Origin of the sequence: Shewanella sp. M-Br (genome assembly GCF_036245925.1) — a bacterium.
GTDB classification, from domain to species: Bacteria; Pseudomonadota; Gammaproteobacteria; order Enterobacterales; family Shewanellaceae; genus Shewanella; species Shewanella oncorhynchi.
The window spans coordinates 1-24,989 of sequence record NZ_BJBV01000003.1 but is presented as its reverse complement, the minus strand read 5'-3'; the positions used below and the strand labels follow the sequence as shown (position 1 = coordinate 24,989).

General features: G+C 47.2%; 23 protein-coding genes and 1 other RNA gene. 8 read left to right on the top strand and 16 right to left on the bottom strand.

The features are described 5' to 3' along the window. Positions 1 to 439 precede the first annotated feature (439 nt). Positions 440 to 868, top strand: coding sequence for an Imm26 family immunity protein (locus AAA952_RS03115; RefSeq protein ID WP_338254303.1), 429 nt, complete (start codon positions 440 to 442; stop codon positions 866 to 868). 375 nt (positions 869 to 1,243) lie between these two features. Here the strand turns inward: AAA952_RS03115 and gcvP are convergent, their stop codons facing one another. From gcvP to AAA952_RS03085, 6 genes are all read right to left on the bottom strand, one after another. Further along, complete coding sequence (gene gcvP / locus AAA952_RS03110; RefSeq protein ID WP_338254300.1) at positions 1,244 to 4,132, bottom strand: aminomethyl-transferring glycine dehydrogenase; 2,889 nt, start codon at positions 4,130 to 4,132, stop codon at positions 1,244 to 1,246. A gap of 122 nt (positions 4,133 to 4,254) precedes the next feature. Next, on the bottom strand, positions 4,255 to 4,644 hold the full coding sequence (gcvH, locus tag AAA952_RS03105; RefSeq protein WP_011845766.1) for a glycine cleavage system protein GcvH: 390 nt from the start codon (positions 4,642 to 4,644) through the stop codon (positions 4,255 to 4,257). A 25-nt stretch (positions 4,645 to 4,669) separates the two neighbouring features. Then, positions 4,670 to 5,764 (bottom strand): glycine cleavage system aminomethyltransferase GcvT, encoded by a 1,095-nt coding sequence (gene gcvT / locus AAA952_RS03100; protein WP_338254294.1) that lies wholly within the window; start codon positions 5,762 to 5,764, stop codon positions 4,670 to 4,672. 253 nt (positions 5,765 to 6,017) lie between these two features. After that, positions 6,018 to 7,241, bottom strand: a complete 1,224-nt coding sequence (locus AAA952_RS03095; protein WP_338254291.1) for an FAD-dependent monooxygenase — start codon at positions 7,239 to 7,241, stop codon at positions 6,018 to 6,020. A gap of 42 nt (positions 7,242 to 7,283) precedes the next feature. Continuing rightward, positions 7,284 to 8,525, bottom strand: a complete 1,242-nt coding sequence (ubiH, locus tag AAA952_RS03090) for a 2-octaprenyl-6-methoxyphenyl hydroxylase (protein ID WP_173496723.1) — start codon at positions 8,523 to 8,525, stop codon at positions 7,284 to 7,286. Between the two features lie 179 nt (positions 8,526 to 8,704). After that, positions 8,705 to 9,280: a UPF0149 family protein gene (locus tag AAA952_RS03085; RefSeq protein ID WP_105252998.1), complete on the bottom strand. Its 576-nt coding sequence runs from the start codon at positions 9,278 to 9,280 to the stop codon at positions 8,705 to 8,707. 235 nt (positions 9,281 to 9,515) lie between these two features. On the opposite strand from AAA952_RS03085, the gene AAA952_RS03080 reads away from it, so the two are divergent. The 3 genes from AAA952_RS03080 to AAA952_RS03070 all read left to right on the top strand — a co-directional run bounded on the left by AAA952_RS03080 (position 9,516) and on the right by AAA952_RS03070 (position 10,824). Beyond that, positions 9,516 to 9,818, top strand: coding sequence for a cell division protein ZapA (locus AAA952_RS03080; RefSeq protein ID WP_105250206.1), 303 nt, complete (start codon positions 9,516 to 9,518; stop codon positions 9,816 to 9,818). Positions 9,819 to 9,935: 117 nt separating this feature from the next. After that, positions 9,936 to 10,116, top strand: a non-coding RNA gene (ssrS, locus tag AAA952_RS03075) — 6S RNA. Positions 10,117 to 10,125: 9 nt separating this feature from the next. After that, positions 10,126 to 10,824: a 5-formyltetrahydrofolate cyclo-ligase gene (locus AAA952_RS03070; RefSeq protein WP_338254285.1), complete on the top strand. Its 699-nt coding sequence runs from the start codon at positions 10,126 to 10,128 to the stop codon at positions 10,822 to 10,824. Positions 10,825 to 10,882: 58 nt separating this feature from the next. On the opposite strand, the gene folM is transcribed toward AAA952_RS03070, so the two are convergent. Next, the gene (folM, locus tag AAA952_RS03065; RefSeq protein ID WP_338254283.1) at positions 10,883 to 11,629 is read right to left on the bottom strand and encodes a dihydromonapterin reductase; all 747 of its coding nucleotides are present in this window, start codon (positions 11,627 to 11,629) and stop codon (positions 10,883 to 10,885) included. A gap of 266 nt (positions 11,630 to 11,895) precedes the next feature. Between folM and AAA952_RS03060 the strand changes: the two genes are divergently transcribed. Then, positions 11,896 to 12,294, top strand: a complete 399-nt coding sequence (locus AAA952_RS03060; RefSeq protein ID WP_263163568.1) for a thiol-disulfide oxidoreductase DCC family protein — start codon at positions 11,896 to 11,898, stop codon at positions 12,292 to 12,294. A 103-nt stretch (positions 12,295 to 12,397) separates the two neighbouring features. On the opposite strand, the gene mdh is transcribed toward AAA952_RS03060, so the two are convergent. Then, complete coding sequence (gene mdh / locus AAA952_RS03055; RefSeq protein ID WP_105250210.1) at positions 12,398 to 13,333, bottom strand: malate dehydrogenase; 936 nt, start codon at positions 13,331 to 13,333, stop codon at positions 12,398 to 12,400. A gap of 294 nt (positions 13,334 to 13,627) precedes the next feature. Between mdh and argR the strand changes: the two genes are divergently transcribed. After that, positions 13,628 to 14,098 (top strand): transcriptional regulator ArgR, encoded by a 471-nt coding sequence (gene argR / locus AAA952_RS03050; RefSeq protein WP_006080175.1) that lies wholly within the window; start codon positions 13,628 to 13,630, stop codon positions 14,096 to 14,098. Between the two features lie 189 nt (positions 14,099 to 14,287). Here argR and AAA952_RS03045 read toward each other — a convergent pair whose 3' ends face one another. Beyond that, positions 14,288 to 14,920, bottom strand: a complete 633-nt coding sequence (locus AAA952_RS03045) for an NAD(P)-dependent oxidoreductase (RefSeq protein ID WP_338254267.1) — start codon at positions 14,918 to 14,920, stop codon at positions 14,288 to 14,290. A gap of 106 nt (positions 14,921 to 15,026) precedes the next feature. On the opposite strand from AAA952_RS03045, the gene AAA952_RS03040 reads away from it, so the two are divergent. Continuing rightward, positions 15,027 to 15,929: a LysR family transcriptional regulator gene (locus tag AAA952_RS03040; protein ID WP_338254265.1), complete on the top strand. Its 903-nt coding sequence runs from the start codon at positions 15,027 to 15,029 to the stop codon at positions 15,927 to 15,929. Positions 15,930 to 16,001: 72 nt separating this feature from the next. On the opposite strand, the gene AAA952_RS03035 is transcribed toward AAA952_RS03040, so the two are convergent. The 5 genes from AAA952_RS03035 to AAA952_RS03015 form a co-directional block, all read right to left on the bottom strand. Beyond that, positions 16,002 to 16,937, bottom strand: a complete 936-nt coding sequence (locus AAA952_RS03035) for a Dyp-type peroxidase (RefSeq protein WP_338254264.1) — start codon at positions 16,935 to 16,937, stop codon at positions 16,002 to 16,004. Positions 16,938 to 17,185: 248 nt separating this feature from the next. Continuing rightward, entirely contained in the window at positions 17,186 to 18,898 is a 1,713-nt protein-coding gene (ggt, locus tag AAA952_RS03030; RefSeq protein WP_338254263.1) for a gamma-glutamyltransferase, read from the bottom strand. Between the two features lie 145 nt (positions 18,899 to 19,043). Continuing rightward, on the bottom strand, positions 19,044 to 20,123 hold the full coding sequence (locus AAA952_RS03025) for an ABC transporter ATP-binding protein (RefSeq protein WP_105250215.1): 1,080 nt from the start codon (positions 20,121 to 20,123) through the stop codon (positions 19,044 to 19,046). Continuing rightward, positions 20,123 to 21,754 (bottom strand): ABC transporter permease, encoded by a 1,632-nt coding sequence (locus AAA952_RS03020; RefSeq protein WP_338254259.1) that lies wholly within the window; start codon positions 21,752 to 21,754, stop codon positions 20,123 to 20,125. Before AAA952_RS03020 ends, AAA952_RS03025 begins: the two co-directional genes overlap by 1 nt. 76 nt (positions 21,755 to 21,830) lie before the next feature. Continuing rightward, positions 21,831 to 22,838: a Fe(3+) ABC transporter substrate-binding protein gene (locus tag AAA952_RS03015; protein WP_338254257.1), complete on the bottom strand. Its 1,008-nt coding sequence runs from the start codon at positions 22,836 to 22,838 to the stop codon at positions 21,831 to 21,833. Positions 22,839 to 23,058: 220 nt separating this feature from the next. On the opposite strand from AAA952_RS03015, the gene AAA952_RS03010 reads away from it, so the two are divergent. Further along, a complete protein-coding gene (locus tag AAA952_RS03010; RefSeq protein WP_219253284.1) occupies positions 23,059 to 23,460 on the top strand; it encodes a hypothetical protein in 402 nt (133 codons plus the stop codon). Between the two features lie 14 nt (positions 23,461 to 23,474). Here AAA952_RS03010 and AAA952_RS03005 read toward each other — a convergent pair whose 3' ends face one another. After that, positions 23,475 to 24,071 (bottom strand): glutathione S-transferase N-terminal domain-containing protein, encoded by a 597-nt coding sequence (locus AAA952_RS03005; RefSeq protein ID WP_131525196.1) that lies wholly within the window; start codon positions 24,069 to 24,071, stop codon positions 23,475 to 23,477. Positions 24,072 to 24,163: 92 nt separating this feature from the next. Beyond that, positions 24,164 to 24,913 (bottom strand): ferredoxin--NADP reductase, encoded by a 750-nt coding sequence (locus AAA952_RS03000; RefSeq protein WP_105250220.1) that lies wholly within the window; start codon positions 24,911 to 24,913, stop codon positions 24,164 to 24,166. Positions 24,914 to 24,989 lie beyond the last annotated feature (76 nt).

Here is a 24,989-nt window from a genome sequence, read left to right as displayed (position 1 = left end):
GTCAAAAGTTGCACCAAATACAGCATTGTTGCACCAGTGACCTTCTAAAACATGGATGTTTTAGCAGAGCTTACAGGGATGTATTTACAGCGAGTCACTGGTGTAACAGTGCGAGAGCCTGCGGCAGGCAATTGGGAAGTACAGTTGCCAAAAGCCATGCAAAAGTAACTTCGCACCACTCAATTCAGCAGAAACAATTCTTCTGAAACCCATTTAGGTAAACATAACTAAACCCCAAATTGCAGGCAATAAAAAAGCGAAACGCTAAGGGTTCGCTTTTCATCAAACGTTAGACCTGAATAACGATTTAAAGTGGGGGTATGATTCCACACCACTATTGGGATTTATAATGGGTGGACAATTTAACTAAAGTAGAAAGTTGTGATTGGGGTGATAAGATATTGGATGATGCTCTTTCTATTCTAAGAGGTAAAAGATTGTGAAAATTAGATATCAAGAAGGTGATATTTTTATTATTCCTACAGAGGGTAAATTTGCCATCTGCCAAATTGTTTTTGCCCCAAAAGGGAAGTTTAAGCAAGTCATAGGTTTCTGCGTCCTATTTGTACAGGATAATAAAGTTTTTAAAAGTGATAATGTACTTCGCCCTCTTCCTATCATGGATATGGGGAAAGAGATAAAAGTTATATTTACTGGGAATCAAAATGTAAAAAATGGTTCTTGGGAGATAATTGGACATGCAGACCTGACCGAAGATAAAGACGAGTTAAGGATCTTTAATTACGCAGGAGGACTATATAAGGGAGAGGAAGAAATTAAACGAATCCCTGTCTCTGAGTATAATAACTATACCCCAATGGAGGTGTATGGTTTCGAGCTTGTTAATAGCTTATTGGCAAGCCTGTAACACCTCCGTTTTATCAGCCAGCGTCTCGTATTTGGGAAATGTCAGAACAAGCATAACTCTGTACTAAACCGTTACACCAGAAGAGGCATTGTTGCACCAGTGACCTTGGTTCCTACAAGGACGCTAATGTCACTGGTATGGCTAATATAAGAACATCAATAGCATGCAAAAAACTACGGCAGGCAATAAAAAAGCGAACCAATCGGTTCGCTTTTTCATGCTTCAAATTCGCTGAAGCCGAAGAATGATAATGGCGTTACTGCCGACGATAAGGCAAGGAAGCCGATGCTTTTCGCCACGGAGTTGACTGGTGTCAATGAGTAGCGAAAAGTGTTGGCTGACGCCGAATTATCTAGGCCAAGTAGCCATTATTAATTACTCGTAGTCTGATAATGGTGCACACGAACACATTAGGTTACGGTCGCCGTAAACATCATCAATACGATTCACGGTTGGCCAGAACTTGTTAGTGCGCACTGCTGCACTTGGGAACACGGCCACTTCGCGGCTGTATGGACGCGTATCGAACTCTGGGTCCATGATATCGGCCATAGTGTGCGGTGCGTTGTGCAGCGGGTTGTTGTCTGCTGGCCATTCGCCCGATTCCACTTTGGCGATTTCAGCGCGGATTGACACCATAGCGTCGATGAAACGATCGAGTTCCACCTTAGATTCAGATTCCGTCGGCTCAATCATCAGGGTTCCCGCAACAGGGAAGCTCATGGTTGGTGCGTGGAAACCGTAGTCATTCAAACGCTTAGCGATATCCATTTCGGTCACGCCTGACGCTTCTTTCAGTGGACGTAGGTCGATAATACATTCGTGCGCCACGCGATCGTTACGGCCACGGAACAATACTGGGTAGTGTTCAGACAGCTTCTTCATCACGTAGTTAGCGTTTAGCAGCGCAGTTTGGGTCGACTTTTTCAGGCCCTTTGAACCAAGCAGCTTAATGTACATCCAGCTGATCGGCAGAATGCCCGCGCTACCGTAAGGTGCTGCTGATACGGCGCCGTTGTTGTCGCTCACGCGGCCCGGTTTCACCACAACGTGACCCGCAACAAATGGAGCTAAGTGTGATTTCACGCCGATTGGGCCCATACCTGGACCACCACCGCCGTGTGGAATCGCGAAGGTTTTGTGCAGGTTAAGGTGTGATACGTCGGCACCGATAAAGCCAGGAGACGTTAAACCGACCTGAGCGTTCATGTTAGCGCCGTCTAAGTACACTTGACCGCCGTGCTGATGCACTATGTTGCAGATTTCGCGGATAGATTCTTCATACACACCGTGGGTCGATGGGTAAGTGATCATGATGCAAGACAGGTTTTCAGCCACTTCGGCAGCTTTAGTCTTCAGATCTTCTAAATCGACGTTACCTTGCTTATCACAGGCAGTAACTACCACTTGCATACCGGCTAATTGTGCCGATGCAGGGTTAGTACCGTGGGCAGATTGCGGGATCAAACAGATGTTTCTGTGCGCATCGCCGCGTGACTCATGGTATTTCTTGATGGCTAACAAGCCAGCGTATTCACCTTGAGCGCCTGAGTTTGGCTGGATACACACAGCGTCGTAGCCTGTGATGTTCACTAACCAAGTCGACAGCTCTTCAATCAACTGGGTGTAACCTTTGGCTTGATCCAGTGGGCTGAATGGGTGCATGTTGGCAAATTCTGGCCAGCTCACAGGGAGCATTTCAACCGCTGCGTTTAACTTCATGGTGCATGAGCCCAGTGAAATCATCGAGTAGTTAAGTGCTAAGTCTTTGCTTTCGAGACGTTTGATATAACGCATCATCTCGGTTTCGCTTTGATAGCGATTGAACGTTGGGTGGCTTAAAATCGCATCTTGGCGCACGAGTGCAGCCGGAATCGATTGGCTACCTTGGCTCACGATTTGCGCATCTAATGCGGCAACATCTAAACCATGTCCAGCACCTAAAATCACATCAAACAGGGCTTCGATATCTGTGCGCAATGTGGTTTCATCTAAGCTTACGCCCACAATGCCGTCGGCATCGAAACGTAGGTTCATTTCAGCAGCCAGTGCGCGTGCATTAACAGCAGCAACATCTAAGCCTTTGATGCTGATAGTATCAAACCAAGTGCTGTTGACTAAGCTCACGCCCTTCGCTTGTAAACCAGCCGCTAAAATATCGGCGAAACGGTTAATGCGTGATGCGATGGTTTTCAGGCCATCTGGGCCGTGGAATACGGCGTAGAAAGACGCCATGTTCGCTAATAAAATTTGTGCAGTACAAATGTTTGAGTTGGCTTTTTCGCGACGGATATGTTGTTCGCGAGTTTGCATCGCCATACGCAGTGCGCGGTTACCACGGGCGTCTTTTGACACACCAATGATACGGCCAGGCATAGAACGTTTGTGTTCGTCACGGGCAACGAAGAAAGCCGCGTGTGGACCACCAAAGCCCATTGGCACGCCAAAACGCTGTGCACTACCAAATACCACATCGGCGCCCATAGAGCCCGGTGATTTCAGTAATACCAAAGACATAATGTCGGCTGCAACAGTCACAATCACATTCTTCGCACGCAGGGTTGCGAATAATTCGGTGAAGTCGGTGATTTGACCGAAACGGTTAGTATATTGGAACAAAGCACCAAACAGCTCGTAGTTAACGGCTTCGCTTGCAGGGCCAACTACCACTTCAAAACCAAAACACTCAGCGCGAGTTTTCACTACGTCTAAGGTTTGCGGGAACACATCATCGGCAACGAAGAAGATATTGGCTTTTTTTGCTTTAGAAACACGTTTTGCCAGCGCCATCGCTTCGGCAGCAGCGGTTGCTTCATCTAACAAAGAAGCAGAAGCCAAATCTAAACCCGTTAAGTCCATCGACACTTGTTGGAAGTTTAGAATGGCTTCTAAACGGCCTTGGGCGATTTCTGGCTGATATGGCGTGTATGCCGTGTACCAACCTGGGTTTTCAAATACGTTACGCAGGATCACGTTTGGCACTTGAGTGCCGTAGTAACCCATACCTATGTAGCTCTTAAATACTTGGTTTTGGTCCGCTAAACCATGAATGTAAGCAATGCCTTCGGCTTCGCCGCAGGAATCACCAATGCTCAGATCTTGGCTTAAACGGATCGACTCAGGCACAATTTGCGCGGTCAGATCGTCCAGAGACTCAGCACCAACATAGTTCAGCATGGCTTGCTGTTGGCTGCTATCTGGGCCGATATGACGACGTAGGAATAAATCGTGCTGTTCTAACTGAGTGAGGGTTTGCTTGGTCATGATAAACCTTGTTCCAGATTTGCCGAAATTCAGAACTGTAGGGTACTGATTAACGGACTGTTGTTATGTCAATCTTGCGCTAAAACAAACGAAGCCCCTTAGGGCTTCGTTAGCGTCGACGATTATTCTTCGTCGATAACAGCTTGGTAGCCTTCAGCATCCAGCAGAGCGTCGACTTCTGATTCGTCAGAAGGCATTACGCGGAAGAACCAGCCTTCGCCGTAAGCACTGCTGTTAACGAGTTCTGGCGAATCTTCCAGCGCTTCGTTCACGGCAATCACTTCGCCAGAAATGGGGGCATAAATGTCAGACGCCGCTTTTACTGATTCAGCTACAGCACAGTCTTCACCCGCAGTCACAGTGTCGCCAACTTCTGGGAGTTCAACGAAAACCATGTCACCTAACAGCTCTTGGGCGTGCTCAGTGATACCTACTGTGTAGCTACCGTCTTCTTCCTTGCGGATCCATTCGTGTGAAGAGGCGTATTTCAGTTCTGTCGGAATATTGCTCATTGTTCTTGTTCCTTGTTCCGTTTTTTTAAAATGCTTGTTTACCGTTGCGCACAAAGTTTGGCGCCACTACTCTAACAGCCACACGTTTTTTACGCATTTCGACTTGTGCAGTATCCCCAATCGAGCTAGGAACACGTGCCATCGCAATAGAATAGCCCAATGTTGGCGAGAAAGTCCCGCTGGTGATCACGCCTTGTTGCTCTACACCGGCTGCGTCAGTGAAAAATACTGGCATATCATGGCGTAACACGCCCTTTTCTTCCATCACTAGACCAACAAGTTTGCTGGTTCCGGCATCGCGAAGTGTTTCGAGGGCTTTACGGCCGATGAAGTCACGGTCGCTTGGTTCCCATGCAATAGTCCAGCCCATGTTGGCGGCCAATGGGTTGATGGTTTCGTCCATGTCTAAGCCGTAAAGATTCATACCAGCTTCGAGACGCAGCGTGTCACGGGCACCGAGACCACAAGGTTTAACCCCTTGATCTAACAATGCTTGCCACAAGGCTTGGGCTTCATCTTCTGGGACGATAATTTCGTAGCCCGCTTCGCCTGTGTAACCCGTAGTCGCAATAAACAGTGAGCCAGCTTGCTTACCGAAGAAAGGTTTCATGCCTTCGATGGCGGCGTTTTGCTCGGCACTGAACACGGCAGCGGCTTTCGCTTTTGCGTTAGGACCTTGAACGGCAATCATCGCCAGCTCAGGACGCTCAGTCACAGTGACATCAAAACCTTGGGATTGCTTGGCGATCCAAGCGAGATCTTTTTCGCGGGTCGCTGAGTTCACTACCACGCGGTAGTTAGTGTCAGTGAGGTAATAAGTGATGAGGTCGTCGATGATACCGGCATTGTCATCTAACATGCCGCTGTATAAGGCTTTACCTGGCACTTTAAGTCTAGCCACATCGTTCGCCAGCAACTTACGTAGAAATGCACCAGCGTCGCTACCTATCACATCAACCACAGTCATGTGGGATACGTCGAACATACCCGCGTCTTGACGCACAGCGTTGTGTTCTTCGATTTGTGAACCATAGTTGAGGGGCATATCCCAACCGTGGAAGTCGACCATCTTAGCGTTTGATTCTAAGTGCTTGTTAAACAGAATAGTTTTGTTAGCCATTGTTATCCCTTTTTGCGGCCTTTTTCAGGTCTCTGCCTAGTGTAGGGTGTAGATACTAGGGTCTAAAATGCGGCGAAATTATACCTTGCGTCACAAATTTGTATACAGGAGATTTTTCTAATCCGAAGCCATTGCCATTAGATTTTCTCATCTTCAACATGTAATTTTTTTACATGCGAAGGCCAGATTTGCGCAGCTTGCAGTCAAATTGCTGATATTGTCAGCAATTCTGATCACATTAGCGCAACCTAGGCTAACGGCACATCTTAGGCAGTGCCGACTTATTACCCATGGCCTGTTGTATGAACACTGTTTTCAGCCCAGCGACATTATCAACGAGATTTAATCCCAGATCGCGAATCGCCTTTTTGACTGGGTTTGAACCTTCGAATAGGCGTTTAAAGCCCTCCATCGACGCGATCATCTCCATTGCATCGGCTTTGCGCCAACGTTCCAGTGCACGCAGCTGCGCATAATCGCCGATATCTTTACCCGCTTGCTGTAATTCGCTGATCACTTCGATAATGCTGGCCGCATCTAAAAAGCCGAGGTTCACCCCTTGGCCAGCCAGCGGATGAATAGTATGGGCAGCATCGCCTGCTAATACTAAACGGTGACGGGCAAAATGGCGGGCGTAGCGCATCCGTAATGGAAAAGCGTGGCGCTCGCTTTCCAGCTTGCAAATCCCTAAACGACCGTCGAAAGCCGCAGTTAAGTTGCGCTCAAATTGCACTTTGTCCATCGCCAATAATTCAGTGGCGCGCTCAGGCGGCACCGACCAGACGATAGAGCAGAGATTGTCTTCATACAGAGGTAAAAATGCTAGCGGGCCGTCCTGCAAAAACACTTGGCGGGCGGTGGCAAGGTGTGGCATTTCGGTACGAATAGTTGCGACGATTGCGTGGTGGCCATAATCCCAAAAGGTCAGCGGGATCTTGCATTGCTCGCGCACCCAAGAGTTGGCGCCATCAGCGGCTATCACAAGTGCAGCACTGACACTTTCTATTTCAGAATCGGCGCCATTGGCAAGGGTCAACCAAGCTTCGCGCTCACCAAAGGCAATGCGTTCTAAGCGTTGGTTTTGAATATGGGTGATATTGTCAAACTCACTGGCGCGTTTGGCGAGGGCAAAGCTAATGGCATCGTTTTCGATAATCGCGCCGAGACTGGTTTCGCTGATGCTGTTGGCATCAAAGGCAATTTTACCGAAACCGTCTTTATCCCACACCGCCATTTTTTGATAAGGCGTGGCGCGGGAAGTGTCTAAATAACTCAATGCCCCTAAGTTTTCTAACAAGCGCTGGCTCGCCTTATTGATGGCGCTCACCCGTAAACGCGGCTCGCCGCTCACGGCCTCAGTGTGGCCCGCATCGATAACGACGACATTCAGATCGGCCTGCGCCAATCCAATCGCGGTGGCGAGTCCCACCATGCCGCCACCCACAATGGCGATGTCATAGGCTTGTGAACTTAACATGGGTACATCCTTTTCGCGTTGCGATACCAGTAAATTGCGGAGTTATTTCCAGCCCATTGCCTTTTGAGCGACGGGGGTTTTCAGTGGCGGAAACCAAGACAAGAGCCGTAATCCTACGTTACGACCCAGCGCCATCGGCCAATATTGGTTTGAAAAGCCACGGACTAAAAATTCGATATTTCGGATAGTGCTGTTTCTGTCGTGCTCGCGGGCATTAAGGTACGCATGGGTCACAGCAGCGGAGCCGATATCGTCACCCTGAGCTAGCGCCGTTTGGATCACCTCGAGCAAACTCACCACATCCCGCAGCCCTAGGTTAAACCCTTGCCCCGCAATCGGATGCAGTGTCTGCGCCGCATTGCCGATAAACACGCATCTGTGATGAATTGGCCTTGGCATATAGGACAAATTAAGCGGATACGCATGGCGCGCGCTGACATCGATAAACGTGCCCGCACGATAACCAAATGCCTGTTGCAGCGCCGCTAAAAACTCAGCCTTAGGCGCGTCTTGCATCTGTTTAGCCCGCGCATCATCGAGCGCCCACACGAGAGAAAAGCGAGGTTGACCTTGAATATCGGCCATAGGCAACAACGCTAAGGGACCTGTTTGGGTAAAGCGCTCATAGGCCCAATGTTTGTGAGGCCTATTGGTTGGCAAATCGGCAGTTTGAATATTGGCAATAATGGCCGTTTGTTCGAAGGCCACTTGAGTCACGGGCAAATTAAAACTGCTGCGCACTTTGGATTGCAAACCATCTGCGGCAACCACAAGTTTGGCTTGAATTCGCTCGCCCGTATCGAGCACTAAGGTGTGACCTTCAACGGCGGGTTCTACTTGGGCAAGCTTAGCGGGGCAATAGAGTTTGACATTACTCTTATTCAACTCGTTAAACAGCACTTGGCCAACCCGTTCAAGCTCAACCACTTGGCCTAGGGCATCTAAATGAAACTGCGCCGCATTGAGTTCTGTCATGCCAAAGTGGCCGCGATCCGACACATGGATATTTTCAATCGCCGTGCCCAAATGGGCGAGCTTTTGCCATAAACCTAAACGGGATAATTCGAAAATAGAACCGTGGGCGATAGCAATAGAGCGGGCATCGAACCCGGGGTGTTGCTTATCGGGAAGGTGCGCTTCGATTAAGGCGATAGAAAGTGGCCGAGCTGCGGATAGAGAAAGACGCGCGAGAGCTAACGCTAGGGTCGCCCCCGCCATCGCACCGCCTACAATTGCGATGTCGACGTGTTGAACTGAAGTATCCATGTGATTTGTGGCCGTCATGGGGATCTCATTCAAGCTTTGGCATAACACTAAGGCATGTAAACATAAAAGATGTAAACATCAATGCTATGCACTCAAAAACACCAGTGCTATGGACTCAAAGGCAGGTTTGCCCACCTTTGACATCTAATGAAGCCACTACTGTGTTAACTTATTGAACATTAAACAACCGCGGTAAATTAATGCACCACCGCAGTATCGTCAGCCTCGCCATGGGGAAGCTCAGGACCAAACTCCGAGTAACACATGATGGCTGCAATACGTACAAACTCGAGTAATTCAGTGTAAGCGGCTTCGGATTCTTCATCGTCGGCAACATCAAATTCCACTTGGGCAATTTCCGCCAAGTCTTTGATCACTTCACGTACTTCTGCCGAGGCTTGATTCAGTTTCGGCTGAATAATCGCCATGCCAGTCAAAAAACTCTGGGTCCACAGAGACAAGGCTTCAACACGTTGGCTGAGCGGCTCTTCTTCTTCGGGCAACAGCGGCATGAAACCAAATTCAAAATCCACTAAACGCGTCACTGAATCGTTAAACAAATCACACACTAATTGGTGCAACTGCGCTGGCAAAGGTTGACCATCGTTCATCAGGTCGAATAAAGGCTTGATCCAAGTGTCGCCAGTTTGCTCTACACCACCGCAGATTAAACCGACTAAAGCACCGTGAACTTCTACCGGATGCTGGCCGATTTCAGCCGCATCTAAGGCGAGTTTTAAGCTGTCGATACGTAACGAAGGAGGGGTTGCCATATCAGATCCCAATAAGATTTTTCCAGCAGCAATGCTAGCAGAGATAAAGACTTGAACCAATACTGAATCCCAATAATGGCGAAATCGGCCACGCCCTGATAAAAAACTATCCAACTGCTCACACAAACAGCAAACAAAACCGTCAAAGACCAATCCATTTGCGGCTTACCTTGCACTTTTAAGATCAGCCCTATATAGTCCGCCCTAAGAGGCTAACGAAAGGATCACCCGCGACATGAGTAACAGTGCTGTTGAAATTACCCTACTTGGGCGCACCTACTCTATCGCTTGCCCGAAAGGTCAAGAGGATGCCTTACGTACGGTAGCGTTGGGAGTTGAACAACAACTCAGTGCGTTAAAAACCCGAACCAATAGCCTAAGCCGTGAAGAAATTGCGATCATGGCGGCGCTGAATATTGGACACGAGTTGTTCCAAGAAAAGCAAAAAAATAAGCACTACATGCAACAGATGGACGACAGGATCAGCTTGCTGCAGTCGACCCTCGAAAGTGCCTTAGTTGAGCGTTCAACTAAATAGATTTAAACTGTGCACCTTAGTGATTTAACACTCATTGAGTTAAACCAACTGACGCACAGTGAATGGCTAAACTGGCTTATTTAAATAAACCAATGCTTTAGCGATTCAATACCGTTTTGCTCCCTGGGATGCATGCCAACTGGTAATGTCCCTGTGCCGATAATTTTTATCTCAGGGTGAATGCTTTACTGACATTGTGCATGCTCGGCTTGTACCGAGAAGCCTTAGGAGGTAATCATTTACCCGCCTTGAACCTACGGTTCAAGGGCTACACCGGTAGCGGCATTCTGGGGAGCATCTTAATTCTATGTCTACATCTTCCAAACTTTCTCATTTGAATCCCCAAAGCGACACGGCGCAACTTGCCGTAGAAGTCGCTGATGCCGTAGATGTCACAAACTATGCGGCAAATATCGCACTCCATACAAAAGAAAGCCGCAATCTGTTACGCAAAGCCATTCGCACCGCCCGTAAATCCCTCTCCGAAATAGAGCAAACCCAAGCAAGCTTAAACGCCTGCCAGCGAATGCTCGATGCATTGCAGGCCAACAAAGCGCAACATGTGGCATTATATCTCACCCACGATGGCGAACTCGCCACGCCACCGCTGATCGCTGCGCTGTGGCAAATGGGCATAAACACCTATCTGCCTAGGTTACATCCCTTCAATGCCGGACAATTATTATTCCTGCATTACACCGTAGATACCCCCATGCAACCCAATCAATTCGGCATCTTAGAACCTAAATTAGATGTGCGCGCCATTATCCCAGTGACAGAGTTAGATGTTGTTATCACACCATTAGTGGCTTTTGATTTAATGGGAAATCGTATGGGCATGGGCGGCGGCTATTACGATAGGACGCTGGCAAACTGGCAGCTTAAAGGTAAACCTTTGCCTATGGGTTACGCCCACGACTGTCAGCAAGTGACGAGTTTACCCTGCGAGTATTGGGATGTGCCTTTACCGTTCATCATCACCCCAAGTCGGGTACTGACATTTTGAAAAAGAAGGATCGAGAAACTAGAAACTAGAGCCATGCCGTGGCGTTCTAGAGCCTTCTCTACCTTAAATGCCGGCCACCATCAACATTATGGCAACGACCGGTGACGTAGCGGCTATTCAGCAGATATTCCACTAAGTCGATAATTTCCTCATTCCCCGCCTCTTTCGGCAACAGCGCTTTGGCTAAGGTTTTTTGCTGATAGGCAGCATCATCACCCGCATTAAATAGGATCATCGCTGGCGCAATCGAATTCACTTTGACCTCGGGCGCAAACTTGGCGGCAAAGGATAGCGTCATATTGTGCAGCGCAGCTTTACTGGCGGCATAGGCGATATGCTTCTGACTGCCCTTCTCTGCCACATAGTCAGTAATATGAATCACATCACTGCCGCCGATTTCATCGCCAGCACCCGCACGTAGCTGCGCCTCTAAGGCCAAGTTCAACTGATAGGGCACACTCACATGCACTTGCATCATCCGCTGCAGCACTTGGCTCGGCGCAAAAGTGGTACTCTTTAAAGATTCATTCTTTGTAAGCACAGGATCAGGCAGCCAGTCAGAGGCATTGTGAATAATGGCGCGAATTTGCGGCAATTTAGCTAACTCAGCAATTAAGGATCGCACTTGGGCATCGTCATAAAAATCGCAGGGATACAGAGTCGCACCTAAGGTGGTAAGCTCATCAATACTAGCGTAATGGCTGCGATAAGTACCAATCACGCGCTGACCTTGGGCGAGAAAATGTTTGGCTAAGGCGTAACCTATGCGTTTACCCACGCCTGTGATAATGATGGGAGATGTCATACCTATCCTTTTGAGTCGTTATTTGTCAGGCTTTACCTTGTTCACTTAAAAATCAGCAATCAAGTTAAACTGATTAATAACCAAGATGTTACTGCACTCATTTGAATTTAACCTAACAAAAAGCCAAATGAGATGCTGATCCGTTCTACAATCGCTTCGATCTAAAACCCTTTATTCTGCGTATAGGGTAGAAGAAAACCAAGCTTAAGTACTCAAGCCAAGAGCTTAGACCAAGTATTGTGATCAAGTCATCAGAGGTAATACCGATGGAACTGCGGATTTTTTACGATGGGAATTGTCCATTATGTAGCGCCGAAATGCGTCAACTGAAAGCGCGCGATCCGAAGAACTTGATTGCGCTTGAGGATTTAAATGCGCCAGACTTTAGTGAGCGCTTCAGCCATATCGATAGAGACTACGCCAATACGATTCTCCATGGCGAAACCGCAACAGGCGAAGTGTTACTCGGGTTAGATGTCACTTGTAAAGCGTGGGCACTGACAGGAACACGCGCTTGGATCCAACTATTACGCCTGCCCGTGATTAAAACTGTCGCCGATTGGTGCTATCTCAGATTTGCAAAACACAGATATCGCATCTCCTATTTACTGACGGGCAAAGCCCGCTGCGACGATAATTGCCAACTGCCCACTAAGCGCCGCTGATCGACTGAATTAGCTTAGTAAAGTGTAAAACCTAGGCATAAAAAAACGGAGCTCAATGGCTCCGTTTTTAATTCGTCATAATCTAAAAAGATTATCCGAAAGATTATTTAACGAAATCAACGCCTAGTTTGATATCGCCTTTCAGCGTATCTAACATAGAATCACGAGCGTTAGCTTCGAATGCACTCACTTCACCGTAAGGCAGTACTTTTTCAATACCGTTTTTGCCTAACAGCACAGGTTGTGCGAAGAATTCAGCATGCTCGCTGCCGCCGTCAACATAGGCGCATTCAACGATGTTAGCTTCGCCTTGCAGACCACGAACCAGAGACAGACCGAAACGGCAAGCCGCTTGACCCATAGACAGAGTCGCGCTTCCGCCACCGGCTTTAGCTTCAACCACTTCGGTACCCGCGTTTTGGATGCGAGTCGTCAGACTTGCCACTTCTTCGTCAGTGAAAGTCGCGCCTTCAACTTGAGACAGTAATGGCAGAATGGTCACGCCGCTGTGGCCGCCGATCACATTCACTTTAACGTCAGCAACGTTCAGGCCTTTTAATTCGGCGATGAAAGTTTCAGAACGGATCACGTCTAGAGTCGTGATACCGAACAGACGGTTCTTATCATAAACACCCGCTTTTTTCATCACTTCTGCAGCGATAGCCACAGTCGTGTTGACTGGGTTAGTGATAATGCCAACCAAAGCCGTAGGGCAAGTTGCCGCTACTTTTTCGATCAGGTTGCGAACGATACCCGCATTGATATTGAACAGATCTGAACGATCCATACCAGGCTTACGTGCAACACCAGCAGAAATTAGAACAACGTCAGCACCCACTAGGGCAGGCGTTGGATCTTCACCAGCAAAACCTTTGATTTCAACAGCAGTTGGAATGTGGCTCAAGTCAACCGCAACACCCGGAGTTACCGGTGCGATATCATATAGAGACAATTGAGAACCCGCAGGCAATTGAGTTTTTAACAGTAGGGCAAGAGCCTGGCCGATACCACCAGCAGCACCAAGTACAGCAACTTTCATAGTTATCTCCGTTATTTCTCGGATATGTGTGACATGGATCTAATTTGCGTTGGCGTCACATTACTGGAATGTCACAACAATTTCAATTATCCCTTAGTCGTGGGACAAAAGAATTCCGGAATAACGCAGAAGCAATGTAGAACAATTACTCAAATTGGGATTTTTACGCCCCCAGCAAACGCTTAACCACTGGGGCTTAGTGAATTTTTATTCAACCAATCTGGTTATTTGTTGACAATTTTTCTAAAAATATTCAAAATGGGCCTGTTTTTTTGAATAACGAATAATAATATTATGCAAACGACCAAGAATCAGGATGACCTTGTTAGAATTTTTAAGTCGATTTTAAAAGAAGAGCGCTTTGGCTCTCAGAGTGAAATCGTCACCGCCTTGCAAGCTGAAGGCTTTGGTAATATTAACCAATCAAAAGTGTCACGCATGCTCAGCAAGTTCGGCGCAGTGCGGACTCGCAACGCTAAGCAAGAGATGGTGTATTGCTTACCAGCCGAATTAGGCGTACCCACCGCGGGTAGCCCACTGAAGAATTTGGTACTCGACGTCGATCACAACCAAGCTATGATCGTCGTGCGAACTAGCCCAGGTGCCGCGCAGCTTATTGCCCGCTTGTTGGATTCTATCGGTAAACCAGAAGGCATTTTGGGTACGATTGCCGGTGATGACACTATCTTTATTTGCCCATCGAGCATCCAAGATATCGCCGATACCTTAGAAACCATCAAATCTTTATTCAATTACGCAGAATAAAAAAACAGGTCAGTGAGCTGACCTGTTCTATTTTACCTGTACATTTTGAAGTACTATACCGCGCTGGTTATTTGGCCATTGTCCCGATTACGTTACACATTCCAGCACAATATCTAACTCACAATATCTAACTCACAATATCTAACTCACAATATCTAACTCACAATATCTAACTCAACTATAACGATATCAGTAAGCCACACTGATGCGCTGGTTTGGGTGAGCGCCCTTTTCGGCTTCATCTACCATGGCTTTTGCGTAATCAGTTACAGAGATACGGCTTTGACCATTAGCATCGGTAAAGAAGCTGTCGCCACCAAGACGGTACGGGCTTTCACTCTCACCGGGATAAATCTCAGCAGCTGGGCTCACAAAGGTCCAATTGATTGCCGTTTGCGCCGCACGGAATACCTTCAAGGCTTCACCCTGAGCTAACGCCTCATCTTTATATACTGCGGGGAAATCTGGGCTAGAGACCAGCGTCACACCCGGCGCCACTTCTAAACTCCCAGCACCACCGACCCACAATAAACGTGGCACGTTAGCGTTAGGCAGCACATCCAGTAAACGCTGAACCGTACTCGCCACTAGACCATGATTTTGTTGGGCGCGGCCACCAACGGCGGCAATCACGACATCTACGCCAGCAAAGGTATCGGCGACCAATGGCTGCTCTAAATCCACGGCACGTACTGCCACATCAGCCACGGATAACTTGCTTGGATCACGCACTAACGCTGTCACTTGATGTCCACGACTCTGTGCTTCTTTTAAAATTGCACCACCGATCCAACCCGTTGCACCTAAAATTGCGATTTTCATTTCATTGTCTCACTCAGATGATTTACATTGGATCCAGTTTACTTGCAGTTTTTCACCTAATAAACATCAATAATTGAGCATGATTGTTTCAATATAGGGTACTAATGTGGATAAAATTGCCGCAATACGCAGTTTCGTCGAAGTCGCAAACTGTGGCAGCTTTACCAAAGCTGCCGAACATTTAGACCTCAGCCGCCTGCAGGTTTCCCGTCATATTCAAGAAGTGGAGCAGTGGTTGAGTTTACGCTTATTACACCGCACCACGCGCAGCGCCAGCTTGACTTTGCAGGGTGAGGAAGCGCTACAATTTTGCCAGCGGATCTTAAGTGAAGTTGCGGCCATGGAGAGCCGTGCCCACAGCCATAACAGTGAACTGGTAGGCAGTATTCGTATCGCTACGCCTATTGGCCTAGGGCAGCACAGTCTGTTTGATGTCGTCGATCGCTTTATTAAAATTCATCCTAAGGTCAACATTCAACTGGTGATGTCGGACAGTTTTGCGCAATTGGTAGATGAGCGAGTCGACGTGGCGCTACGTTATACCGAGCAACCCGATGAGAATCTCATAGCTCGGCGTTTGATGACCATAGATGCGGTACTTTGCGCGGCGCCGAGCTATCTTGATAGCGCAACGCCACTCCTCGAACCCATTGATCTGCTGGCCCACAACTGCCTCATACACTCAGCGCAACAAAACTGGCCTTTTCTAAAAGAACTGCAAGCCGAGCACGTCAAAGTTACAGGGAATCTTAGGGCTAACGATATGGGAGTGTTGGTCAGTGCGGCGCTACGTGGACATGGCATAGTGCGTTTACCCTGTGACTTAGCTAACCAATACCTTGCCAGTGGTCAGCTCAAAGAAGTCCTATCCGAATTTACGACACCAGGCCAAACCCTGTGGGCGGTATATTTGTCCCGCAGTTATCAGCAAAATCTAGTGCGCGCTTTTATCGATTTCACCGCCCTGCAATGGCAGCTCGATATCAAAAAATGGGTTCCCGCGCATTAGCATAAAAAACGCACTTAGGCGTTAGCTTAAGTGCGTCTCGATTGATGCTAATTCGGCTTGATTATAGAAAGCTTATTCGTCGAACTGCAGCATAAAATCCAGTGCGGGGGCAAAGAAAGATGAACCTGTCATCGCCTTAGTAAAATGCATCAAGTGATCATGATTGCCTGCGCCATCACCAAACATCATGCTATGCAGCATCTTTTCAAAATGTTCTGGCGTGCGGCAGTTAGAGATAAACATTAATCCCTGCTCCTTCAGCGACCCATAGGGCATGCTCTGGCGCAGGATTTCCATCGACTGACCATTCGCATCTTTAAGATTCACCCGCTTGATATGGCTGGTCAGTGGCTTATCTTCTGACTCATACTCGATATTATCTTGCTTAGTGCGACCGATAATATCTTCTTGTTTTTTAACCGGCAATCTATGCCATTTACTCAAGTTATGGGCATACTTTTGCACGTGAATATAGCTGCCGCCCCTAAACTCAGGATCTTCATCACCAACCAGAGCGACTTCCTGACGGTGACGCCCCTTAGGATTTTCGGTGCCATCGACAAAGCCGGTTAAATCGCGGCTATCCATAAATCGAAAGCCACGCTCTTCTTCAACTAACTCCACTAAATCTTCAAACATTTGGCTGATTTCATTCGCCACTAAATGCAGAATATCGTAACGATCACTGCGAATATGCACGAATAAATCATATTCAATTGCAGGCGCTTCACGACTGCCCACTTGCATCGCAGGGAAAGGTTTGAGCAGTTCTGGGCGAGCAGTAGGATAGAGGCTATCCCAATAATTAGCACCAATACCAACAAAACCATTGAATGCACTGTCGGAATATTGATCTGTCAGCTCATAAATATACTGCGCAACGTTGGCAAGACAGGGACGTAATTGCGACTCGACATTGTCATTGGCATTAAACATCAAATAGACACTGTGTAAGTTCCCCTCTGCACACACACCCAACTGTTCACGCGGCATATTTTGAATATCCATTTGGTTATCACCCTTTTTCTAAATTCATTTTCGGCAATATTATCCGCAACTTTACCTAAAAATGACATTAACTAACGCACAGTTTGCTCTGATCTGTTTATGATAATGCCAATTGCGGAGCATTATCCCACCCCAGACCCTTAAACATAAAAATTGACGAGACCATTAAAGTCTCGCCAATCAGTTAAATCGAATCAATGACGTCAGGTTCACTCAGTGTTGAGCTTACCTTAGCATTTATCTTAGTGTTAATAGCCTGCGGCGTGACCATCCTTGCGACTCTCAGAGGCCGCACGATATACGCCGGTTTCGGCATTAAATCCAATGGCTTGATAGCCACCAAACTCCCCAAGTCCATCACGCAGCACATGGCCTTTCTTAATCAACTCACGACGGGTTTCTACCGGAAAACCTGATTCCAGACTAACATAGCCGCCATCATTCATCACTTCGCCTGTGGGCTCGGTTGACCCCATATGCAAAATTCTGGGGGCATCGCCCGCTTCTTGCAAGTTCATTTTAAAATCAATCAGATTCATTACAATCTGCGCGTGCATTTGTGGCTGAGTCGCGCCGCCCATCACCCCAAAGCTCAGCCAAGGTTTACCGTCTTTGGTCACAAAAGCCGGAATAATGGTATGGAATGGACGCTTGCCCGGTGCGTAGGTATTAAAACGCCCTTCCGTTAAATCAAACATTTGCCCGCGGTCTTGCAGCACAAAGCCGAGATCCGGCGGTGTCATCCCTGACCCCATACCACGGTAATTACTCTGAATGAGTGACACCATGTTGCCATCTTTGTCGGCAGTAGTCAGGTACACAGTATCGCCATGTTGCAACGCTGGATTACCCGCATCGACACTTTTGGCGGCTTTTGTAGGGTCAATCAACTTAGCGCGATCATAGTTATATTTCTGTGAGATAAGCTCAGTAACGGGCACTTTATTAAAGGCCATGTCGGCATAAAACTTAGCTCTGTCGGCAAAGGCGAGTTTCTTTGCTTCGACAAATAAATGAACATATTCAGGACTATTAAAGCCCATGGCAGCCACATTAAAGGGCTCCATAGTTTTTAAGATTTGTAGCGCCGCAATGCCTTGACCATTAGGTGGCAGTTCCCACACATCGTAACCACGGTAGTTCACCGAAACGGGATCTATCCAGTCGCTAGTATGGCTCGCTAAGTCATCATAACTTAAATAACCACCTTGGGATTTCATGTACTTATCGATACTTTTGGCGATATCACCTTTATAGAAAGCATCGCGGCCGCCCTTGGCAATTTTCTCATAGGTGTTAGCAAGCGCGGGATTTTTAAAGATTTCCCCTACGGTAGGCATCTTACCATTAGGCATATAGGTTTCTTTAAAACCGGGGAATTTAGCCAGTTTTTTACCACTACCATCAAGGTAATAGGCAATCAACTCTGACACAGGGAAACCATCACGGGCGTAATGAATGGCAGGCGCGAGGTTATCGGCCATAGCTAATTTGCCGAACTTACTATGCAGTTCATACCAACCATCCACTGCGCCGGGCACAGAAACCGGCAAAGGTCCAAGCGGCGGTAAATAGTCTAATCCGAGGGATTTAAGCTTTTCTAAACTTAAGGATTTGGGACTGCGCCCCGATGCATTAAGACCATAGAGGCGTTTATCTTTTGCGCTCCAAACGATAGCAAATAAGTCCCCCCCGACACCCGAGCCCGTTGGCTCGACTAATCCTAACATAGCGTTAGCGGCAATCGCTGCATCGACCGCACTGCCGCCCTGCTTGAGTATATCAATAGCGACTTGCGTGGCTAAAGGCTGACTGGTCGCCGCCATCCCTTGGGTTGCATACACTTCTGATCGCGTTGCGAAGGCTTTACCTGTGATCCTATCCATGGCCATCACTCCTGAAGACGATATTGCCGTTGCTACAATAACGAGGGTGCAAATTGAATTTATTGTTTTTATCATAATTCCTCCAAAACCGGAGGATAAAAGTAGCAAGGATGGTCGAAAATATCACCAACCAATACCGCATAGACCCAAGTTAAACGTAAGCAAAAATGTCGTACTTTAGTTGGCTATGCTATATCAGCATTGAATAAATACTCATCGCTTAGATTGGGTCCCCACAGTTTGAATATGCTGAAGATTCAAACAACACGAGCGAATGCGGCTCAGTCGTTACCCCAACTTTTTGGCCGATAGTGAGCTGCATCATTTGGCTACGCACCTCCACATAATAAGCATGGGAAGCGGCTTCAATTTTGACCCAATAATGACAAAAGGCGCCTAAGAAACGTCGCTCAGTGATAGTACCAACGCCCTGTTCATCGGCGCTGAGCGTCAATTGCTGTGGTCGCAAGAATACTGTTCCGCTGAACTCGCTCGGCAAATTTAATGGCGTGAGGCTGGTTAAATGACCTATGGGAGTGACAACACTGTGCCCATCAAACACTGCTGCAGGTAAGTAATTACCGCTACCTAAAAAGTCCGCCACATAGCGGCTGTTTGGGGCGGCATATAAGGCTTCGGCACTACCATGCTGCACTATGATGCCTTGATTAAAGATGGCTAAAGTATCTGCAAATACAAAGGCTTCATCCTTGCTATGAGTAACAAACACCGCGCTGACATTACGCTGTTTTAAGATGCTGCGAATTTCCGCCATCATCTCGTAACGCACTTGGGCATCAATATTAGAAAAAGGCTCATCAAGCAGCAATAATTGCGGCTCATAGGCAAGTGCCCGCGCAATCGAAACTCGCTGCTGCTGACCGCCAGATAATTCATGGGGATAACGCTGTGCCAACCCTTCAAGTTTGACCAAGGCTAGCATTTCATCCAAACGTGCCTGACGCTCTGCGCCCGACAATCTAGCCACCCCAAAGAGGATATTTTCCGCCACAGTCAAATGAGGGAAAAGCGCATAGTCTTGAAAAATCATGCCGATGCCGCGCTGCTCGCTAGGTACAAACTGGCTATCGCCACTCACTATGCGACCATTAATCTGGATTTCACCTTGGCTTATGGCCTGTAATCCAGCAACTGCACGCAATAAGGTCGTCTTGCCACAACCGCTTGGGCCTAACAACGCCAGGATTTCCCCTTGGGCGAGCGTTAAACTCAAACCCTTAAGTACTTGCTGGCCCTGATAATCGCTATGAATTTGCTTAAGCTTGAGCGTACTTGTCATCAGCTGTGGTGCTCCAATGAACGGTTTAAATAAATAAGCGGCACTAAACCCACCAGTACAATCACAATAGCAGCTAATGCGCCGTGCTCGAGTTTTTCATCGGACGCAAACTGGAATACATAAGTTGCAAGATTCTCAAAGCCGATAGGCCGCAGCAATAACGCAGCGGGCAGTTCCTTCATGCTTTCGATAAACACCAATAAAGCGCCCGCAAATAATCCCTTGGCAAGTAAAGGCAAATGCACCCGCCGCAAAAGTTGCCTAGGAGTTTGCCCCATGGTCAGGCTCACCATGTCTAGCGATGGCGAGATGCGTTTATAACTGCTTTCAACACTGCCAATCGCAATTGCCACGAAACGCACACAAAAAGCAAAAATCAATGCCATCACACTGCCTGTAAGGATAAGACCAGGGCCTGCTATACCGAAAAGATCCGCCAGATCGTTAATCGCAAAATCTAGCATAGTTAAAGGCACTAATACCCCAATAGCCAGCACAGTGCCTGGTAAGGCATAGCCCGTCGAAGCTAACCGTGAGGGCAAAGCATCACTCTGTCTTGGGCTTATCCGGCGAACGAACATAAGCAGTAAGGCGATTAAGCAACAGAGTAAACTGGTGATCAGCGCAAGACTGAGGCTGTTAAGACTCAATTGCCAAAAACTCTTATCCCAGCTTTGTTCAAAGTAACCAATGGCATAGGATAATAAAATCCCGAAAGGTAACAGAAAGGCTAATAGCAATAGCATGCCGCAAAAGCTGAGTGCTACCAAGGTTTGAGTCATCGAGAGTCGATACAAGTCAGTGACTTGTATACGTGATTGTTTTTGGAATAACTGCTGTTTACGACGGGCAAAACGCTCAAATCCAATCAGACTAAATACCACCAGCAAGATAATCGCCGATAACTTAGCGGCGGCGGTCAAATTGCCATAACCCAACCAAGTGTCGTACACGGCTGTCGTTAAGGTAGGCACGGCAAAATAGTTAACCGTTGCAAAATCAGCGGCCGTCTCCATCGCCACTAAAGCCACCCCAACGGCGAGCGCAGGCCTTGCCATAGGCAAAGATAAACGCCAAAAACTTTGCCACGGTGAACAGCCCATAATGCGCGAAGCATGGGCCAAACTTAAGGATTGCTCCATAAAAGCGGTACGCGTCAAGAGATAAATATAGGGAAACAATACCAGCGACAACATACACGCCGCGCCGCCTAAGGTACGAATATCGGGGAAGAAATAATCCTGCGGTGAGTCCCAGCCAAATATCGAACGAAGACCGCGCTGCACTGGCCCCGCATAATCGAGTAAATCGGTATAGACGTAGGCAACAATATACGCAGGCATAGCGAGGGGCAATAATAGCGCCCATTGCAAATATCGCCTGCCGACAAAGTCACAACGAGCCATCAACCAAGCGCAAGGTAACGCGAGTAATAACGCCCCCAGACTCACCCAGAAAATCAGCAATAAACTGTTAATGATATATGTCGGCAGAACCGTTGCCATCAAGTGCCCAAACACGGCTTCGTCAGGCTGAAAAGCTTGAAATATCAACGCAAATAGTGGCAATACCAGCAAGGCGGCCACGGCATAACCAGCAAGCGACCAGCTTCTGGCTAATCCTAAAATCATGTCAATCCTTAAAACGTCACAGCGCCAATCACTGGCGCTGATAACCTAAATCTGCATTTTGTCGCTAGCACTGGAGCTAGAGATCAAACTGCACTTCATCTAATAGCTTAACCGCCGCTTGGTGATATTCTGCCAACTTAAAAATGGGCAATTGATCTGACTTAAACTTACCCCATGAAGCCACTAAAGATGAAGGTGCCACATCGGCTTTCACTGGATATTCCATATTCACATCGGCATAGGCCTTCTGAGCAACATCGGCGGATAAGAACTCCATCAATTTGATCGCATTGGCTTTATTAGGCGCATGGCGAGTGAGTACCATACCAGACACATTCACATGGGCACCGCGGTCAGCTTGGTTCGGGAAGTTGAGCGTCACAGCTTCGGCAATCGCCTTTTGCTCAGGATCCTGCAACATATTGCCGTAATAGTAGCTATTACCAATGGCGATCTCACACACACCTTCTTTTACTGCGGCAATTTGCCCCCTGTCGTTCCCCTGAGGTTTGCGGGCTAAATTAGTTTTCACGCCTTGTAACCAAGTTTTTGCCTCAGCTTCACCGTGATGAGCAATCATAGATGCGACTAACGCTATGTTGTATGGATGCTTACCACTGCGAGTACAAATCTTTCCTTTATATTTGGGTTCGGCTAATTCTTCATAGGTCAATTGCTGCTGGCCTAAACGATCCTTGGCTGTATAGAGATTTCGCACCCGCATAGTCAGGGCATACCACTGGCCATCGGGATCGCGATACTGCGCAGGAATATTGCTCTCTAGGAGGGGATTTTTGACTGGAGAGGTTAGATCTTTATCCACTAATTCAACTAAACGTGAAAAATCAGACGTCAGCACAAGATCTGCTGGGGATAAACGGCCTTCACGGACGAGACGCTCGGCAATACCGTCTTTAGCAAATACCAAATTCACACCTATGCCAGTTTCTTCGGTGAAACGCGTCAGGATAGGCTCCACCAAGAAAGCTTGGCGATAAGAATAAACGGTTAATTTATCATCTGCATTCGCTGAATGCCCAACCGACATTAACCCAACAATAGCCGCGCAAGTTACCCATTTCATTACCGAATTCTCCCCAAAGTGATGACGTGTTCAGCAAAATTAGAACACTAACGCATTAATGATAATGCTTATCAGTTTCGCAAGAGTAATAGATACGGAACTCGAGAGCAAGCAGCTAATTAACTTTATGTTTTTAATGGCATTAATCTGAAAATTTGAGATTATCTCAAATCAAACTAAACTGAACCTTAATTCGATTAAAATGCTTTCAGGAGGCGTTATGTTAACTGTTTTGCTGCTAGGCGTAGCCGCAATTGCGCTATTTTGCTTATTCAAACTCAATAGTCGTCCCAAAAGACATAAACACTCTTCTCAAGCTGCTGATCCCAGCATTAATAAGACTCACAGTTTTCACAGTGTGAGCATTGTGAATAACGGCAGTTGCTGTGAGCAAATTGAAGCGCTTTCTGGAAAACGATTTTTATCGAAAGATGCGCCCGAAATTCCGATGGAAGAATGCACTATGGCAAACTGCCAATGCCGCTATCAACACCATGAAGACAGGCGCCAACTAGGCAATGATCGCAGAGTAGAATATGGGGTTACTCGTGAGTTATTCGGCGCTTTTGGTGAACAAAATCGCCGTGATAGGCCAAAAGGAAGACGCGCAACCGACGGTTGAGCATCCTCTGCGGATTATTGGGGACGAGTTTGAATAAATGCAGGTAAATCACGCATTTCACTGAACCAAAGTGCTGTCGCAGGTGCAACCTTACGCCAATCTAGCTCTGGATGTCTAAAATCCACATAATCGAGTAAGCAAATCAAAGCTAATTGCGGTGCTTGAATCGTGGTTTGGGTGATCACAGTTTGAAGCTCAATCTGCATAAGGCCGCGCAGCAGTGCTTGTTCAAAACGTGCAGTCCAAAATACTGATCTCACGCCTTCTTCTTCACGCATTTGCTCTTGGCGTAATTTCACCGCGCTATCGATTAAGCCTTTGACTAAAGAATACTGACACTCCAGCACCCAGTTATTATTTGAGATCCCAAACATCTTACGATCGCCAAGCTCTGCATCTAGGTAACGCATGATCACTTCACTATCGAATAGTGCTACACCATCGTTGGTAATAAGACATGGGATCTGTCCTAACGGGTTAGCATCGAGTAATTCTGCGCTGTTTTCAAAGGGATTAACTAACTGCTCTTCAATATTGTTAATCCCTAGATACTGGATTAAGGCTCTTACACAACGGGCATAGGGCGAAGCTTGAGAACTTAACAACTTCATCAAAAATTTCCTTTTGTTTGCATTAAACGCTATGGCTTTTTAGGGGCAAGAACGGAAACAAGTTTACTCTCGCCTTCTATGTAAAATTGAGATTACCAGTATTTTTCAACGGTAATTTGCCCAGGAGCACGGCGTAAATTCTTCACTAACCCTTTATCGAGTAAAGCGGCTTGCGCACCATTAATCATACCCGGATTGCCGCAGATCATAACTTGAGAGTCAGCTGCGTTTAAGGTTAATCCTGCCTTTTTTTCGATTTCACCCGAGACTATTCCCTCGGGAATGCGGCACTGCAAAGCATCGGCAAAGGGTTTACGGGTCACACTCAAGACTAATGTAAATTGTTCAGGGTATTTGCGTTCTAAATTACGCAGCTTATCAAGATATGCCAAATCCTGTGCCTCGCGCACGCCATACACAAGCACGACTTTTTCAAAACGCTCCCAAGGTTCATCGGTGTCGAGCATAGACAAAAATGGCCCTACTGCTGTTCCTGTGGCTAAAAACCACAAATGCTTCCCTTGGAGTTCACCCTTAGGAATTTCAGCTAAGGTCATAAAACCGGTCGCGGTTGAGGTAATTTCAATTTCATCGCCTATTGCAAGGTTGTGTAATTGAGGCGATAACAGGCCATCCTCTACCGCAACGGCGAGCACCTCGGCATAGGGTTTATCGGGAGAATTGACTAAGGAGTAGGCTCTAGCCACACGCTTATCATCTTGCATTTGACTTAACTTGATAAACTGACCAGGAATAAATGGAGCTAACTCGGCAGCAATGCGCAATGAGAATAACTTATCACTCCAATCAATACGTTCTATCACTTGTCCCCTAATCCACATAACTTGCCCTCAAGCGAAACGTTAAATAGGCTTCCAGCATAGACTTTTTTCTGCACAACAAAAACCCCTTATATAA